This is a genomic window from Enterobacter sp. RHBSTW-00318, from assembly GCF_014101375.1.
GTDB classification, from domain to species: Bacteria; Pseudomonadota; Gammaproteobacteria; order Enterobacterales; family Enterobacteriaceae; genus Enterobacter; species Enterobacter ludwigii.
Genome location: NZ_JABXQH010000001.1, coordinates 4540839 through 4554406 on the forward strand (window position 1 = coordinate 4540839; position 13568 = coordinate 4554406).

Annotated in this window: 14 protein-coding genes and 1 tRNA gene; 7 read left to right on the forward strand and 8 right to left on the reverse strand. The window is 53.0% G+C overall.

Annotated features, from left to right (window positions below; all coding sequences use genetic code 11):
* The first annotated feature begins 29 nt into the window (after positions 1-29).
* Positions 30-1325 carry a phage tail protein gene (locus HV157_RS22365; protein ID WP_182378580.1) on the forward strand — a complete coding sequence of 432 codons (1296 nt, stop codon included), beginning with the start codon at positions 30-32 and terminating at the stop codon, positions 1323-1325.
* Positions 1326-1420: 95 nt separating this feature from the next.
* Here HV157_RS22365 and HV157_RS22370 read toward each other — a convergent pair whose 3' ends face one another.
* Positions 1421-1687, reverse strand: coding sequence for a DinI family protein (locus HV157_RS22370; protein ID WP_045350819.1), 267 nt, complete (start codon positions 1685-1687; stop codon positions 1421-1423).
* 100 nt (positions 1688-1787) lie between these two features.
* Between HV157_RS22370 and HV157_RS22375 the strand changes: the two genes are divergently transcribed.
* Both HV157_RS22375 and HV157_RS22380 read left to right on the forward strand, forming a co-directional pair.
* A complete protein-coding gene (locus HV157_RS22375; protein WP_032623296.1) occupies positions 1788-2027 on the forward strand; it encodes a hypothetical protein in 240 nt (79 codons plus the stop codon).
* The gene (locus tag HV157_RS22380; protein WP_182378582.1) at positions 2027-2347 is read left to right on the forward strand and encodes a hypothetical protein; all 321 of its coding nucleotides are present in this window, start codon (positions 2027-2029) and stop codon (positions 2345-2347) included. Before HV157_RS22375 ends, HV157_RS22380 begins: the two co-directional genes overlap by 1 nt.
* Positions 2348-2384: 37 nt before the next feature.
* On the opposite strand, the gene HV157_RS22385 is transcribed toward HV157_RS22380, so the two are convergent.
* From HV157_RS22385 to HV157_RS22400, 4 genes are all read right to left on the reverse strand, one after another.
* A complete protein-coding gene (locus HV157_RS22385; RefSeq protein WP_248218070.1) occupies positions 2385-3518 on the reverse strand; it encodes a hypothetical protein in 1134 nt (377 codons plus the stop codon).
* A gap of 236 nt (positions 3519-3754) precedes the next feature.
* A tRNA-Pro gene (locus HV157_RS22390) sits at positions 3755-3831 on the reverse strand.
* A 72-nt stretch (positions 3832-3903) separates the two neighbouring features.
* Positions 3904-5664 (reverse strand): LPS biosynthesis-modulating metalloenzyme YejM, encoded by a 1761-nt coding sequence (gene yejM / locus HV157_RS22395; protein ID WP_040018012.1) that lies wholly within the window; start codon positions 5662-5664, stop codon positions 3904-3906.
* A gap of 19 nt (positions 5665-5683) precedes the next feature.
* The gene (locus HV157_RS22400) at positions 5684-5911 is read right to left on the reverse strand and encodes a YejL family protein (protein WP_001135586.1); all 228 of its coding nucleotides are present in this window, start codon (positions 5909-5911) and stop codon (positions 5684-5686) included.
* 134 nt (positions 5912-6045) lie between these two features.
* On the opposite strand from HV157_RS22400, the gene yejK reads away from it, so the two are divergent.
* Positions 6046-7053 carry a nucleoid-associated protein YejK gene (gene yejK, locus HV157_RS22405; protein WP_014170942.1) on the forward strand — a complete coding sequence of 336 codons (1008 nt, stop codon included), beginning with the start codon at positions 6046-6048 and terminating at the stop codon, positions 7051-7053.
* Between the two features lie 54 nt (positions 7054-7107).
* Here the strand turns inward: yejK and rplY are convergent, their stop codons facing one another.
* Both rplY and HV157_RS22415 read right to left on the reverse strand, forming a co-directional pair.
* Positions 7108-7392 (reverse strand): 50S ribosomal protein L25, encoded by a 285-nt coding sequence (gene rplY / locus HV157_RS22410; protein ID WP_014170941.1) that lies wholly within the window; start codon positions 7390-7392, stop codon positions 7108-7110.
* A gap of 125 nt (positions 7393-7517) precedes the next feature.
* Positions 7518-9278 (reverse strand): DEAD/DEAH box helicase, encoded by a 1761-nt coding sequence (locus HV157_RS22415; RefSeq protein WP_086532280.1) that lies wholly within the window; start codon positions 9276-9278, stop codon positions 7518-7520.
* A 151-nt stretch (positions 9279-9429) separates the two neighbouring features.
* Between HV157_RS22415 and rsuA the strand changes: the two genes are divergently transcribed.
* The 3 genes from rsuA (at position 9430) to HV157_RS22430 (ending at position 11974) form a co-directional block, all read left to right on the forward strand.
* Positions 9430-10137 (forward strand): 16S rRNA pseudouridine(516) synthase RsuA, encoded by a 708-nt coding sequence (rsuA, locus tag HV157_RS22420; RefSeq protein WP_014170938.1) that lies wholly within the window; start codon positions 9430-9432, stop codon positions 10135-10137.
* Between the two features lie 15 nt (positions 10138-10152).
* Positions 10153-11349 carry a Bcr/CflA family multidrug efflux MFS transporter gene (locus HV157_RS22425; RefSeq protein ID WP_014170937.1) on the forward strand — a complete coding sequence of 399 codons (1197 nt, stop codon included), beginning with the start codon at positions 10153-10155 and terminating at the stop codon, positions 11347-11349.
* 280 nt (positions 11350-11629) lie between these two features.
* Entirely contained in the window at positions 11630-11974 is a 345-nt protein-coding gene (locus tag HV157_RS22430; protein WP_014170936.1) for a YejG family protein, read from the forward strand.
* A 3-nt stretch (positions 11975-11977) separates the two neighbouring features.
* Here the strand turns inward: HV157_RS22430 and yejF are convergent, their stop codons facing one another.
* The gene (yejF, locus tag HV157_RS22435) at positions 11978-13567 is read right to left on the reverse strand and encodes a microcin C ABC transporter ATP-binding protein YejF (RefSeq protein WP_151711872.1); all 1590 of its coding nucleotides are present in this window, start codon (positions 13565-13567) and stop codon (positions 11978-11980) included.
* Between the last annotated feature and the right edge of the window lies 1 nt (position 13568).

A 13568-nucleotide genomic window follows, 5' to 3' on the forward strand; every position in this document is an offset into this window, starting at 1 on the left:
GGCGGGGGTTTTTATTCCCTGGAGAAAATATGATTTACACAACAGGCACCATTGCTATTAGTCGTAACAATGTCACCGGCACAGGTACTAATTTTACCGCCGCAGGTTCTCTGATCCGCAACGGCTGCACCGTTATTGCAATGACCAGCCCAGCGCAGGTTTTCCAGATTACCGCGATTGGAAGCGCAACCTCTCTCACCGTTACGCCAGCTGCTAACCCTGATATCCCTGCTGGAACCAAATATGCAATTCTTCTGAGCGACAGCCTTAGCGTTGACGGTCTGGCGCAGGACATCGCTGAAACCTTCACTATGTATCAGCGTTACATGAGCGGTTTCGCTGATGTGATGAACGGTACTACAGACGTCACTATCACGATTAACGGTGTGGCCGTCACAGTACCAGGCCAGAAATCACTGGCGAAGAAAGGGGCTAACAGCGATATAACCAGCCTAAGTGGCCTGACTACCGCACTCAGCGTTGGCCAGGGTGGCACTGGTGCGAAAACCGCCGCAGACGCTCGCACAAACCTTGGTTTAGGAACATCAGCGACAAAGGATACGGGCACATCACCCGGTCATGTTCTATTGGTAGGGTCAGCATTTGGTTTGGGCGGTGATTTAGCTGGGTACTCTTATTCACAACCAACAGGTTTTTATACTGGCCAACCCGATCCTCCAACTCCAGATTATGGCGGTGGGTGTCTACGCATGAGTGTTGGTGGTTATCAGTCAGAATGGTTTTCTCCGTTCGCTGGCACGGTGAGATTTTTTGCACGTAACATCAACTCCTCCACAGGCGGCAGCAATTGGGCTGAATTCTATTCTACTGCGAATACCACTAAGGCCAGCGATGGAACACTAAAAGCAGCCTCGCCGGTTGCACGCATTATTAAATCTCAAGAAGAAAACCAGCGAAGCGATATTGTTGATGATGGTTTTTTATGGTGCGGCTGTGGTGCGGCGAACGCCGAGGCAGAGGGCATTACTATTTCACGGCTTGATGTCGGCGTTTATGTTCTCACAGGTTCGGCAGGTCTGGCGTCTGATGGGTGGCAGTTACTGCCTCCAATGGACCCTGGCGGCATGGGAGAACTTGGCGTAGTTGAGGCAGTTAAAACCGATAACGGCGAACTGACAATCCGTCTGTTTAAGCGCAAATACATGCTGGGCGATGAAGGTGAGATTGTAAAAACAAAAGGGGAGCCGATCGACGTACCGGCTAACAGCTGGATTGATGTTCGCCTGGACATGCCTGAAAACAGCGTCTGGAATCAGCGCCAGAAAGAGGCGATGGCAAAAGAGACTCAAGAACCTGCTTCGTAAAGAAAACCGCTGCCCATCGTATGCAAGAATGGGCGGCGGCTGATTGCTCAGTATTCATGACCGAGCAAACGTCAGGAATATTACCCGACCAAAATTTATAGGCCAACCTGGCGAACGGTCGGGAACTCTGAAACCAGCCACATATCGGACTCTTCAAACATTTCCTCCAGCATGCGGTTCAGTTTTTCCCGATCGCTTTTGCTGGCATCGCTATTCAAGCCGTTTGCCTGCATCGGCTTCACCTTCACTTCGGCATCAGGGAAAATCTGGTGCACCCGCTTCGTCAGCTCGGCCAGAATGATCTCTCTGGCCCCTTCGAGCCCATCAACATTACGCTTGTCATAAACCAGTTCAACAAACATACCGATCCTCTTATAAGTGAAAAATGTCCTGTGCTTGATCTGTTTTTATAAAAATACTACTGTATATGCATACAGTCAACAAGCGAGTGAGGGTGTGTTCATGCCTCGTCAACCGGATATTCGTGCTGCTTTTATTGCGGCCATACAGCAAAACCCCAAGGGCTATCTCTGCCTGCATACAGACAAATTCATCGCTGAGCTGCAGGAGAGGCACTGGCACTTCAGCCAGGCGGATGCAAATTCATGGATCGAGCGATACCAGCCGGACTTCGCCGATAAGACGACAAACGGAAGTGAGAACCGATACTGGATCCTGCGTAACATGGGGAGGGTTTTCTAATGGGATTTCCATCGCCAGCCATGGATTACCAGGAGCAGCCCATGACAATAGATGTTATCTGCGATGTAGATAACAACTGCCGGGTTATTGAAACTTCATGCGGCTGGGCCGTTATTAACGTCAGTCTGAAGCCAGAAGGAGGGGACACGTTGCTGGTTAACATGGACGGGAGAAACCAGTTCGTGAAGCTAATGGGCCAGGCACTGATAACGGAAGAGGGTGAGGCGATCGAAGGAGAGGCCTTGGATGATGTCACAGTGCACGGCGTCCTTACGCATACACTTAACCAAGTCAAAAGTGATGAATCGCCAGCAATATAGGTGATAAGCCACCGGCTAAAGGCCGGTGGCACGACTTTTATTTCTTTTTACTCTTCGAGTTATCTGTAATGACATTTTGAGGTATATCCTCATCAACACGATGAGAAATTAAATCGGCCTTCTCAATGACTTGTTCCTCAGCCTGAGGAATGATGTTAATCAGCTGACCAGCAGAAACATGTCCATTTTCAGTTACTTCTAGATATGAAATCTCAAGTGGAGACTCAGTTGCTACTGCTTGTGAGAAAACTAAAAGCTCATCTGTTGAAGTAATATCAGCAGTTGTCTTGATGGTAAAACCTTCACCGTTTGATGCTCTTATCACAGCAATGCTTATGTCTTGGTTCGTAGCGCCAGAACGTGAAATTCCGCGAATGTAAAATTCGTCCTGTCTTGTATCTTTTTTCCGGTCAACAGACTGACGCTGGTTATAGGTGTTCAGCTGATCACGATTGATAACTTGCTCGCCCAATTTAACCGTGGTTACTTTAGGATCTTGGGCAATGCTTTTTAAGAACTTGTTACGGCCATCTTCACCATGGGCCAGAACTTCGCGACTGACTGTTGTTTGTCCTGTTTTTAGAAGCTCGAGTGTGGACTTCTGAGACTCAAGGACAGCACTGGTAGACTCTTTAACAAGAGAGATCTGATCAGAGGATGATTGGCGTTGGGTTTCCCAGTATTCATCCGCAACTTTCCAGCCAACTGTGCCGGCGGCAATAACAATAGCAACCAGGGCACAAAGCGCCTGTCTGCCATTCATTTTACCGATTGCTTCTTTGATCACTGATACTGCTCCATTAACAATTGCATCAGAATCACCATCTGCTTGGCTTGAACCTTCACTTATATGGTAAACAATATCAAGTAAATGTTTATCTGAGTTGGTAAGTTTTTGCCTGTTATGGGTGTCGTGCCTGATGACGGTAAACGCCTTCTGAATCTCGTTTGTGAGTTCCGCCATTCCGAATAGCATAGATGCCGTTAAAGACGAGCTATATCTTTTTTTGTCGCCCTTAACGTTGATGCTAATCGTAGGCCAGCCCTTAAACTCTAAGTCTGGAAAACAGAATTCGTCAGAGTCCAAATCCTTGCGACCCATCATTTTAGCGATGAAAGCTTCAAATTCGCTTTCATTTGTTATTAGAAATTTTTCTGCTGTGGCGGTCATGAAACCCTCTTCAAACCTCAATAGTTGTCCCAGAGAAACAGGGGTTTAGAGAGCCAATCATAGCCGCACACTATATGTTTTTATACATGTTAATATTTTCAGTATTCAAAGGGATAACAGCCTGTTGTGGCTGATTTTTTTGTCGGTATTTTTCCCCGGTTTTTCCCCAGTGATTCCCCGTACAAAAAGCACACAACAAAAAACCAGCCGTAAGAGGCTGGTTTTCAATGTGTTTTTGGTCGGCACGAGAGGATTTGAACCTCCGACCCCCGACACCCCATGACGGTGCGCTACCAGGCTGCGCTACGTGCCGACGCATAAAAAGAATACTACTCGATTCCGTTTTGAATGCAAGGGAATCTGTTGCTAACTGGTTTATAATTAATCAGTTAGCGATAAAGCGCTTCTCATCCGTCAGAACCTGCAGCAGCAGGCTCAGCTGCGGTTTTTGGTCTTTCAACCGCTCACCCTGCAGATTATACGTCTGATACTTCCCATTGTTGTTCAGCACCAGCGTCAGCGCTGGCGTAGTCACCACCAGCGTGCTCTCTCCGGCAGCCGTCACCCAGTTATGGCGGCGGGTGGCACTGAAGAGATCCTGCCCCTGTGAATATTCGTTTGCTGGCGTGCTGACGTGCAGCAGACGTTGCATCAGGGTCGTCATCACATCTTTATGTTCAGTCAGCATATTGATGCGCTGCGCCGGCGTTCCCGGCCAGTGGATCACCAGCGGAACATGCAGATTTGGACGCGACCACTCCATGCTCTTCGTTTCGTCACCCAACGGGATACCATGACCGGCCGTGACGATCACGACGGTGTTATCCAGCTTGCCAGACTCGCGCAACGCGTCGAGCACGCGGCCAATCTGTGCATCAACATCACCGGCAGCGCGGCTGTAGCGGCGCGCAAAGCCTTTCTGATTCGTGTCCTCAAGGTTGGTGCCGTTTAAGGCAACCCACGAGAACCAGCGGTTATCTTCCTGGGCGTAGCGTTGCAGCCAGCTTATCCACTGACTGGCGGTCTGTTCATCTGTCTGGCTCTGTGCCGCCGGCAGTGAGAAGTCTGACAGCAGCGCCTGGCGATAGAGCGCGCTGTTAAAGCCATCCGATGAGAATAGCCCTAACTGATAACCCTGCTGATTAAGCCCGGTGATCAGTGCCGCAGGAATACGGGCGGACAGCACGCCGTCTATGTATCCGGCTGAAATACCGTAGAACAGACCAAAGATACCCGCGTCGGTCGAGTTACCGGAACTCATATGCTGTGTAAACGTCACGTTCTTACTGGCGAAATCAGCCAGAGCAGGCATCTGCTTCTCGTAACGTGAATAATTCAGGCCATCGACGGTGATTAACAGGACGTTTTGCCCGCGGCCCATATCGCGATAGCGTAGTTCGCTCAGCGGATACTGAACGCTGACCGCTTCCGGATTACCCTGTTCGACCAGACGGCGCTGATACTCCTGCGCATCCAGCAGGCCGTGTTTTTCGAGGAAACGGCGGGCCGTCATCGGATAAGAGAGCGGCAGGTTAGCGCGCTGCATGGTAATAGGGCGATAGAAGTTCGCATCCGCCCAGATATACATGATGTGCGAGCTAATAAAGGAGACGAAAAAGAGCGTCGCAACGGGCTTCGCGTAATGGCGGCGCCGGGTCAGGCTGCGCAGTTTTTGCCAGCTCCAGGTGGCAAACAGCATCTCAATAAGCAGGATCACCGGAACGCTGATAAACATCAGCTGCCAGTCACGGGCCGTTTCGTTTTGATCCGGGTTGATCACCAGTTCCCAGACGATGGGGTTGAGATGCAGGTGAAAACGGGTAAAGACTTCGCTGTCGATAAGCAGCAGCGTTATCCCCGCCGTCGCGAGGATAGCGGACAAGAAACGCATGAGCCGCTGCGACATGACGATAAACGTCAGGGGGAACAGGATCAGCAGATAGGTGGCGAAAACCAAAAAGCTAAAGTGACCCACAACGCTCATCCAGGAGTAAATACGCCCGGTTAGCGTTGTCGGCCAGTCTGCGACAAACAGATAACGACAGCCAATGACCGTCGCTAACAGAATGTTGAACAGGGCAAACCAGTGTCCCCAGCTGACCATCTGGGAGACTTTTTCACGGTAGCGCTGACGATTCGTCACCATAAACTGTTGTTCGTTTCCCTTAATGGGCCTGGTCGTCGCTGACGGAGGACTGTAACGCCTGGGCGAAAGATTTGGCGATCGCCTGACGCTGAGCCGGAGCAACGCTGGTATTGATAAGGTTGGTGACCATATTTCCCAAAACCATCAGGGAGAGATCGGTCGGCGTTTTATGTTTTTCCAGTACGTTGACCAGCTCACTGAGCAGTTGTTCAACGTGTTCATCACTGTAGCGGGAATGTTGTGGCATAAATCAAAATCAGTTTGTTGATGAAAGGGCAACATATTACCGTAGCGACAGCTTTTTTTCCCCTTTTTTATCTGTTGTTGCACACATGACCTGGTGGTGGTTGAATACCGCCCGGTCTAAAAGGAGAGTTTATCATGAGTCTGGAAATCAACCAGATTGCCTTGCACCAGCTTATCAAGCGTGATGAGCAAACCCTTGAAGTGGTGCTTCGCGATTCGTTACTGGAACCCACGGCGACCGTTGTGGAAATGATGGCGGAGTTGCACCGCGTCTACAGTGCTAAAAATAAAGCCTATGGTCTGTTCAGCGAAGAGAGCGAACTGGCTGATAGTCTTCGTCTGCAGCGTCAGGGCGAAGAGGATTTCCTGGCGTTTAGCCGCGCCGCCACCGGACGTCTGCGTGACGAACTGGCAAAATACCCGTTCGCAGACGGCGGTATCGTCCTGTTCTGTCACTATCGCTACCTGGCAGTAGAGTATCTGCTGGTCACCGTGCTGAACAATTTAAGCAGCATGCGCGTGAATGAGCAGCTGGATATCAGCTCTACCCACTATCTTGATATCAACCATGCGGATATCGTGGCGCGTATCGATTTAACCGAGTGGGAAACGAACCCGGAATCGACCCGCTACCTGACCTTCCTGAAAGGCCGCGTCGGCCGTAAAGTGGCTGATTTCTTTATGGACTTCCTCGGCGCCAGCGAAGGTCTTAACGCCAAAGCGCAGAACAAAGGGCTGCTGCAGGCGGTTGACGACTTTACCGCTGAAGCGCAGCTCGATAAATCTGAGCGTCAGACCGTGCGCCAGCAGGTGTACAGTTACTGCAACGAACAGCTGCAGGCGGGAGAAGAGATTGAGCTGGAGTCGCTGTCAAAAGAGCTGGCGGGCGTCAGTGAAGTCAGCTTCCAGGAATTTACCGCTGATAAAGGCTATGAGCTCGAAGAGAGCTTCCCGGCGGATCGCAGTACGCTGCGACAGCTCACTAAATTTGCCGGTAGCGGCGGTGGGTTGACCATCAACTTTGATGCCATGCTGTTGGGTGAACGCATCTTCTGGGATCCGGCCACCGATACGCTGACCATTAAAGGCACGCCGCCGAACCTGCGCGATCAGCTTCAGCGCCGCACCTCTGGCGGGAAATAACAGGCATAAAAAAAGCCCCGCAGAAGCGGGGCTTTTTTTTCGACGTGTTTGCGATTACGCGCGAACGAAGTCGATGTGAGTGACTTTTGGCTTGAACGCGTGACGCTGAACAGCCTGAACTTTCACTTTTTCTTCTTTACCGCCAACAACGATGGTCAGAACTTCGCTGTAGAATTCAGGTTTGTTCTGCAGGTTCCACACTTTGTCGTGATCCAGTTCGATTGCAACTGGAGCAGCTTCGCCACCGTAAACGATAGCCGGGAACTTGTTAGCGTTACGCAGGCGGCGGCTCGCACCCTTACCCTGCACGTTACGTACTTCTGCTTCGATAGTAAACATTGATTTCTCTCTGTATTTTAAACCCTACTACAGGCGACCCAGCAGCAGGTGAGTGTTCTGCTTCACGGATATGAAGCGGGCGGCATTTTATACTCAAATGCCCCTCACATCAATGAAAAGTCCCCTTAACCGCGCAATTCGTTGGCGCGACGAAAACGGCCTTCGTAATCAAACACCTTTTCCCGAACCTGCCAGAACTGTCCTTTCATACGAGCCACAACAAAATCCGGGTGGCGCAGTAACACCTGCTGGCGCACGATATCGGCCACGGTAATCCAGCGCAGCGGTACACCGGGCGTACGGGTGTGCGGGCGAATAAAGAGTTGTTCGAAGGCCATACGCTGGGCAGGCGTATGTACCCTGAAGCGCTCGCTGACGTCTGCGCCGTCTTCATCGTAATAGGTGATTTTCAGCCACTCGCCTTTGTCATCCGCGCCGGGATGCAGTGCCATACCGGAACAGCGCAGCACCAGCGCATCTTTTAACTTCAGCGCTGCTTTTAGCATGTCATCAGGATCGACCAGAACCGTATCGCATTCGCGACAGCGACGGGCGGCAATATCGTTTTCCGCATTGCACTGCGGGCAGTTTTTAAAGCGGAAACGGAAATCGCACTGTTCCCGATGTCCTTCGTCATCTTCAAACCAGCCCTGACAGCGGCGGCCAAAATGTTCAATCAGCGTGCCGTCTGCGGTGGTTTTACCCCAGAAGGTGTTGGCAAAACCACAGGCAGGGCAAAAGACCTGAACGGGGACGTTGTCGCTTTTGCCTTTTGGCGTGCCGACTTCCGGAGAGTAGAGATCGTGCGGGTTACCGGCGTAATCCAGAATAAGACAGTCGGTTTTCCCGGGCGCCAGGCGCAGGCCGCGCCCCACAATCTGCTGATAAAGACTGACCGATTCGGTCGGACGTAAAATGGCAATCAGATCGACATGCGGGGCATCAAACCCGGTGGTTAACACTGACACGTTCACCAGATAGCGGAATTGTTGCGCTTTGAAGGCGTCGATCAGGCGGTCGCGCTCCGGCCCGGGCGTCTCGCCGGTGATTAAGGCCGCGTCCTCGGCGGGCAGCAGCCCGGTAATTTCTCGCGCATGCTCCACGGTGGCGGCAAAGATCATGACCCCTTTGCGCGTCGCGGCGAACTCTTCTATCTGGCTAATGATATGCGGGGTAATGCGCTTTTGCTTTTTCAGCTCCTGGTTCAACTCCGCTTCGCTGAATAACCCGTTGCTCTGCGCCTGTAATCGGCTGAAATCGTACTGCACCACCGGCATGTCCAGCCGCTCGGGCGGCGTCAGGTAGCCATGCTTGATCATGTAGCGCAAAGGAAGTTCATAGATACAGTCGCTGAACAGCGCTTTCTCGTCGCCGCGCACCATGCCGTGATAATGGTAGCGATAGATCCAGCCTTTACCCAGGCGAAACGGGGTCGCCGTCAGGCCAAGCAGGCGAAGGTGCGGGTTCACCTCTTTCAGGTGAGTGAGGATTTGCTGATACTGGCTGTCGTCGTCATCGCTGATGCGGTGACACTCGTCGACAATCAGCAGCGAAAACTCACTGCGAAACAGATCAAGGTTGCGGGCCACCGACTGTACGCTGCCAAAGACCACTTTGCCGTGGCTCTCTTTACGCTTTAGCCCGGCAGCGAAAATGTCAGCTTCCAGCCCGAGCGCGCAATACTTGGCATGGTTTTGCGCCACCAGCTCTTTGACGTGGGCCAGCACCAGCACGCGTCCGCGTGCCAGACGCGCCAGTTCGGCGATCACCAGGCTTTTGCCAGCACCGGTCGGAAGCACAATGGCCGCCGGTGCCTGGTGTTTACGAAACCAGGCGAGAGTGGCGTCAACGGCTTCCTGCTGATAAGGACGAAGTGTAAAAGTCATGGGGTCTCGGTTTAGTTATTTCGCATATAGTATGCCACGAAACTTTTTCCCTTGAGTGGCGCAACCAGACCATTATACTGAGCCATTCCAGACTGCTTCTTTTTCGGACCTGTTGTCCGACTTCCAGCACCATTAAGGCTAAAAAGATTTCATGCGACTTGATAAGTTTATCGCTCAGCAACTCGGCGTAAGCCGCGCTATTGCCGGGCGTGAAATTCGCGCCAGCCGCGTTACCGTGGATGGCGACATTGTGAAAGACACTGCGTTCAAACTCCAGCCTGACCATCAGGTTGAATATGACGGCAACCCGCTGACCCAACAGCACGGGCCGCGCTATTTCATGCTCAATAAGCCGGAAGGCTATGTCTGTTCTACGGACGATCCGGATCATCCAACGGTGCTTTATTTCCTCGACGAACCGGTCGCGCACAAGCTGCATGCCGCTGGCCGTCTTGATATCGACACCACCGGGCTGGTGCTGATGACCGACGACGGGCAGTGGTCGCACCGTATCACGTCTCCCCGTCATCACTGCGAGAAGACGTATCGGGTGACGCTGGAGTCTCCGGTCGCGGATGACACGGCAGAACAATTTGCCAACGGCGTTCAGTTGCATAATGAAAAAGATCTGACCCGGCCTGCCGTGCTTGAAGTAATCGCGCCTACCGAGGTTCGTCTGACCATCAGTGAAGGGCGCTACCATCAGGTGAAGCGTATGTTTGCCGCGGTGGGTAACCACGTTGTCGGTCTGCATCGTGAACGTATTGGCGCAATTGAACTCGATCCTGAGCTGGCGCCCGGCGAATATCGCCCGTTAACGGAAGAAGAGATCGCCAGCGTTGGTCTGCCTTCGCATTAATTTCAGGAGAATTCTGTGACCACCAGGCCACACTCGTCGTTCAAAATTGTCTTCATTCTTGGCCTGCTGGCCATGCTGATGCCGCTGTCTATTGATATGTATCTGCCTGCGCTGCCGGTTATTTCCGCGCAGTTTGGCGTACCGGCAGGCAGCGCGCAGATGACGCTCAGCACCTATATTCTCGGTTTTGCCCTCGGTCAGCTGTTTTATGGCCCGATGGCGGACAGCTTTGGCCGCAAGCCCGTTATTCTTGGCGGGACCCTGATTTTTGCAGGGGCAGCGGTGGCCTGTGCGCAGGCGCAAACCATCGATCAACTGATTGTCATGCGCTTTTTCCACGGTCTGGCGGCGGCAGCGGCAAGCGTGGTGATCAATGCCCTGATGCGCGATATCTACCCGAAAGAAGAGTTCTCCCGGATGATGTCGTTTGTGATGCTGGTGACGACGATTGCACCGCTGGTGGCCCCTATGGCCGGTGGTGCGGTACTGGTATGGTTCAGCTGGCATGTGATTTTCTGGATCCTGGCGCTTGCCGCGCTGCTGGCCTCGGCAATGATCTTCTTCTTTATTGATGAAACGCTACCCGCGGAGCGCCGACAGAAGTTCCACATCCGAACCACAATGGGGAATTTCGCCTCACTGTTTCGCCATAAGCGCGTGCTGAGCTATATGCTGGCGAGCGGTTTCAGCTTCGCCGGGATGTTCTCATTCCTGAGTGCCGGGCCGTTTGTCTATATCGAACTGAACCATGTTTCTCCGCAGCACTTCGGTTATTACTTTGCGCTAAACATCGTCTTCCTGTTCATTATGACCATCATTAACAGCCGCTTTGTCCGTCGAGTCGGGGCGTTGAACATGTTCCGCGCCGGGCTTTGGATCCAGTTTGTGATGGCTATCTGGCTGGTGCTGAGTGCTTTTACAGGCGTGGGCTTCTGGGCGCTGGTGGTGGGGGTTGCGGCCTTCGTCGGCTGCGTGTCGATGGTTTCCTCCAATGCGATGGCGGTGATCCTCGACGAATTCCCGCATATGGCAGGCACCGCCTCGTCGCTGGCCGGAACATTCCGCTTTGGCATCGGCGCCATCGTCGGGGCGTTACTGTCGATGGCCACGTTTAATACGGCCTGGCCGATGCTGTGGGCGATGGCGTTTTGTGCAACCAGCTCCATTCTTTTCTACCTCTACGCCAGTCGGCCGCGAAAGGTGGCCAGCTAACGCGCAAATAAGGCCCAGTCAGGGCCTTTTTTGTTGACGCACATCAACCAAAGCTGCGTTCGTTTACCCTGTGTTTGTTTCTTTTATGTAAAATCTATTTGTGTAAAAAGTCACATCATTGTATTTAAAAAGGTTGAGTTAGATCGCAGAAACGGGTACATATAGCGCCGACGCGAGCCTGAACACCTATAAAAAAGCGCCGAATAGTGCAGGCTGGCGATGATGTGTTACTATAAATGTAAATAAATTGTGAAGTAATTTTTGCTTCCGGGGAACGAACGTGAATACATTACAACTCTCCATAGTCCATCGCTTGCCCCAGAGCTATCGCTGGTCGGCGGGTTTTGCAGGTTCGAAAGTTGAACCGATTCCGCAAAGCGTCGCGGGTTGCGAGAATTGTCTGGTTGCACTTAAGTTGCTGAGCCCGAGCGACGAAAATGCATGGCGAGTCATGGAGCGTCTCAGCGAGGCCCTGACGGATATTGAAGTGGACAGCTCCGTACTGGAGTGTGAAGGTGAACCCTGCCTGTTCGTGAAAAGCCAGGATGAATTTGCCGCGACCTGCCGTCTGAAAAACTTTGGTGTTGCTATCGCTGAGCCTTTCTCGGGCCAGTATCCTTTCTGAGCGCTAGTCTGCGGACAACAGCTGGCGCGTGTAGCTCTGCGTTGGCGCAGCAAATACGCGCTGGCACTCTCCCTGCTCGACCACTTCTCCCTGTCGCAAAACAATCACCTGATGGCATAACGCCCGCACAACCTGTAAATCATGGCTGATAAAGATATAGGCCAGCCTGTGCTTTTCCTGCAATCCTTTCAGTAATGCCAGGATCTGAGCCTGAACGGTTCTGTCCAGCGACGACGTCGGTTCATCCAGAATGATCAGCTCCGGTTTGAGGATCAGCGCGCGGGCAATGGCGATACGCTGGCGCTGACCGCCGGAAAATTCAGCCGGGTAGCGGTGCCGGGTATCCGGATCTAAGCCAACTTCTGCCATAACGCGTATCACTTCTTCTTCCCGCTGCCGGGCGGTCAATGCTGGCTGATGAACGCGCAGACCCTCTTCGACAATCTGTAATACGTTCAGCCGTGGGTTAAGCGAGGAGTTTGGATCCTGAAACACAACCTGCATGCGGGGACGAACGGGCAGCATCTGGCGACGGTTCCAGTTGTGCAGCGGCATACCGTCAAAGAGGATCTCACCCTGCGAGGCGATTAAGCGCAGCAGTGCCAGGCCGGTGGTGCTTTTTCCCGAACCGGACTCGCCCACCAGCCCCAGCGATTCGCCCGGACGCAGGGAAAAATGGATATTTTTCAATACCGGATTCTGGTCGACGATGCGCCGCAGAATCCCTTTGCGAACAGGAAACGACACGCCCAGCCCCTCAACGCGCAGCAACGGCGCGCTGTTGGCCGGCAGGGGAACCGGGTCACCCGTGGGCTCGCTATCAAGCAGACGCTGCGTATAGGGGTGCTGAGGCGCTTTCAGTAGGGTGGCTGCGGTGTTCTGCTCGACGCAGCGTCCGTTTTGCATCACGGCGACGCTGTCGGCGAGCTTTCTCACAATGCTGAGATTATGGGTGATAAACAGCAGGCTCATGTTCAGTTCGTCACGCAACTCCCGCAGCAGCCGCAGAATTTGCGCCTGCACCGTCACGTCCAGCGCGGTGGTGGGCTCATCGGCAATCAACAGTTCGGGTCGCGTGAGCAGGGCCATCGCAATCATCACCCGCTGACGTTCGCCGCCGGAAAGCTGATGGGGAAAATCGTTCAGCCGTTTTGCGGCATTGCGAATGCCGGTTCGTTCAAGACAATCCAGAATCTCCCCCCGCGCCGCCTCTTTGCGCATGCCCCGGTGCAGGGACAGCACTTCATAGAGCTGTTTTTCCAGCGTGTGCAGCGGGTTAAGGGAGACCATCGGCTCCTGGAAAATCATGGCAATGTTATTGCCGCGAATTCCGCGCAGGGTTTTTTCATCGGCATGCAGCAGCGAGCGACCGTGAAACAGAATGTCGCCTTGCGGATAGCTGACAGGCGGAGACGGAAGCAGGCGCAGGATCGACAGTGCCGATACGCTCTTGCCAGAGCCTGACTCGCCTACCAGCGCCAGCGTTTCGCCGCGCTGGATCTGCAGCGACAACTCCGTGACCACGGTACGCGCCTCACCCTGTTTCGAAAAGGCAATCGACAGGTTATCAATACTGAGAAGGGGCTGCGTCATC

What these genes read in the sequence shown, in the direction of transcription:
- HV157_RS22365 (WP_182378580.1), top strand. Translation starts at nt 30, where the DNA reads ATGATTTACACAACAGGCACCATTGCTATTAGTCGTAACAATGTCACC.
- HV157_RS22375 (WP_032623296.1), top strand. Translation starts at nt 1,788, where the DNA reads ATGCCTCGTCAACCGGATATTCGTGCTGCTTTTATTGCGGCCATACAG.
- HV157_RS22400 (WP_001135586.1), bottom strand. Translation starts at nt 5,911, where the DNA reads ATGCCACAACATTCCCGCTACAGTGATGAACACGTTGAACAACTGCTC.
- HV157_RS22370 (WP_045350819.1), bottom strand. Translation starts at nt 1,687, where the DNA reads ATGTTTGTTGAACTGGTTTATGACAAGCGTAATGTTGATGGGCTCGAA.
- yejM (WP_040018012.1), bottom strand. Translation starts at nt 5,664, where the DNA reads ATGGTGACGAATCGTCAGCGCTACCGTGAAAAAGTCTCCCAGATGGTC.
- HV157_RS22415 (WP_086532280.1), bottom strand. Translation starts at nt 9,278, where the DNA reads ATGACTTTTACACTTCGTCCTTATCAGCAGGAAGCCGTTGACGCCACT.
- HV157_RS22380 (WP_182378582.1), top strand. Translation starts at nt 2,027, where the DNA reads ATGGGATTTCCATCGCCAGCCATGGATTACCAGGAGCAGCCCATGACA.
- yejF (WP_151711872.1), bottom strand. Translation starts at nt 13,567, where the DNA reads ATGACGCAGCCCCTTCTCAGTATTGATAACCTGTCGATTGCCTTTTCG.
- rsuA (WP_014170938.1), top strand. Translation starts at nt 9,430, where the DNA reads ATGCGACTTGATAAGTTTATCGCTCAGCAACTCGGCGTAAGCCGCGCT.
- rplY (WP_014170941.1), bottom strand. Translation starts at nt 7,392, where the DNA reads ATGTTTACTATCGAAGCAGAAGTACGTAACGTGCAGGGTAAGGGTGCG.
- HV157_RS22385 (WP_248218070.1), bottom strand. Translation starts at nt 3,518, where the DNA reads ATGACCGCCACAGCAGAAAAATTTCTAATAACAAATGAAAGCGAATTT.
- yejK (WP_014170942.1), top strand. Translation starts at nt 6,046, where the DNA reads ATGAGTCTGGAAATCAACCAGATTGCCTTGCACCAGCTTATCAAGCGT.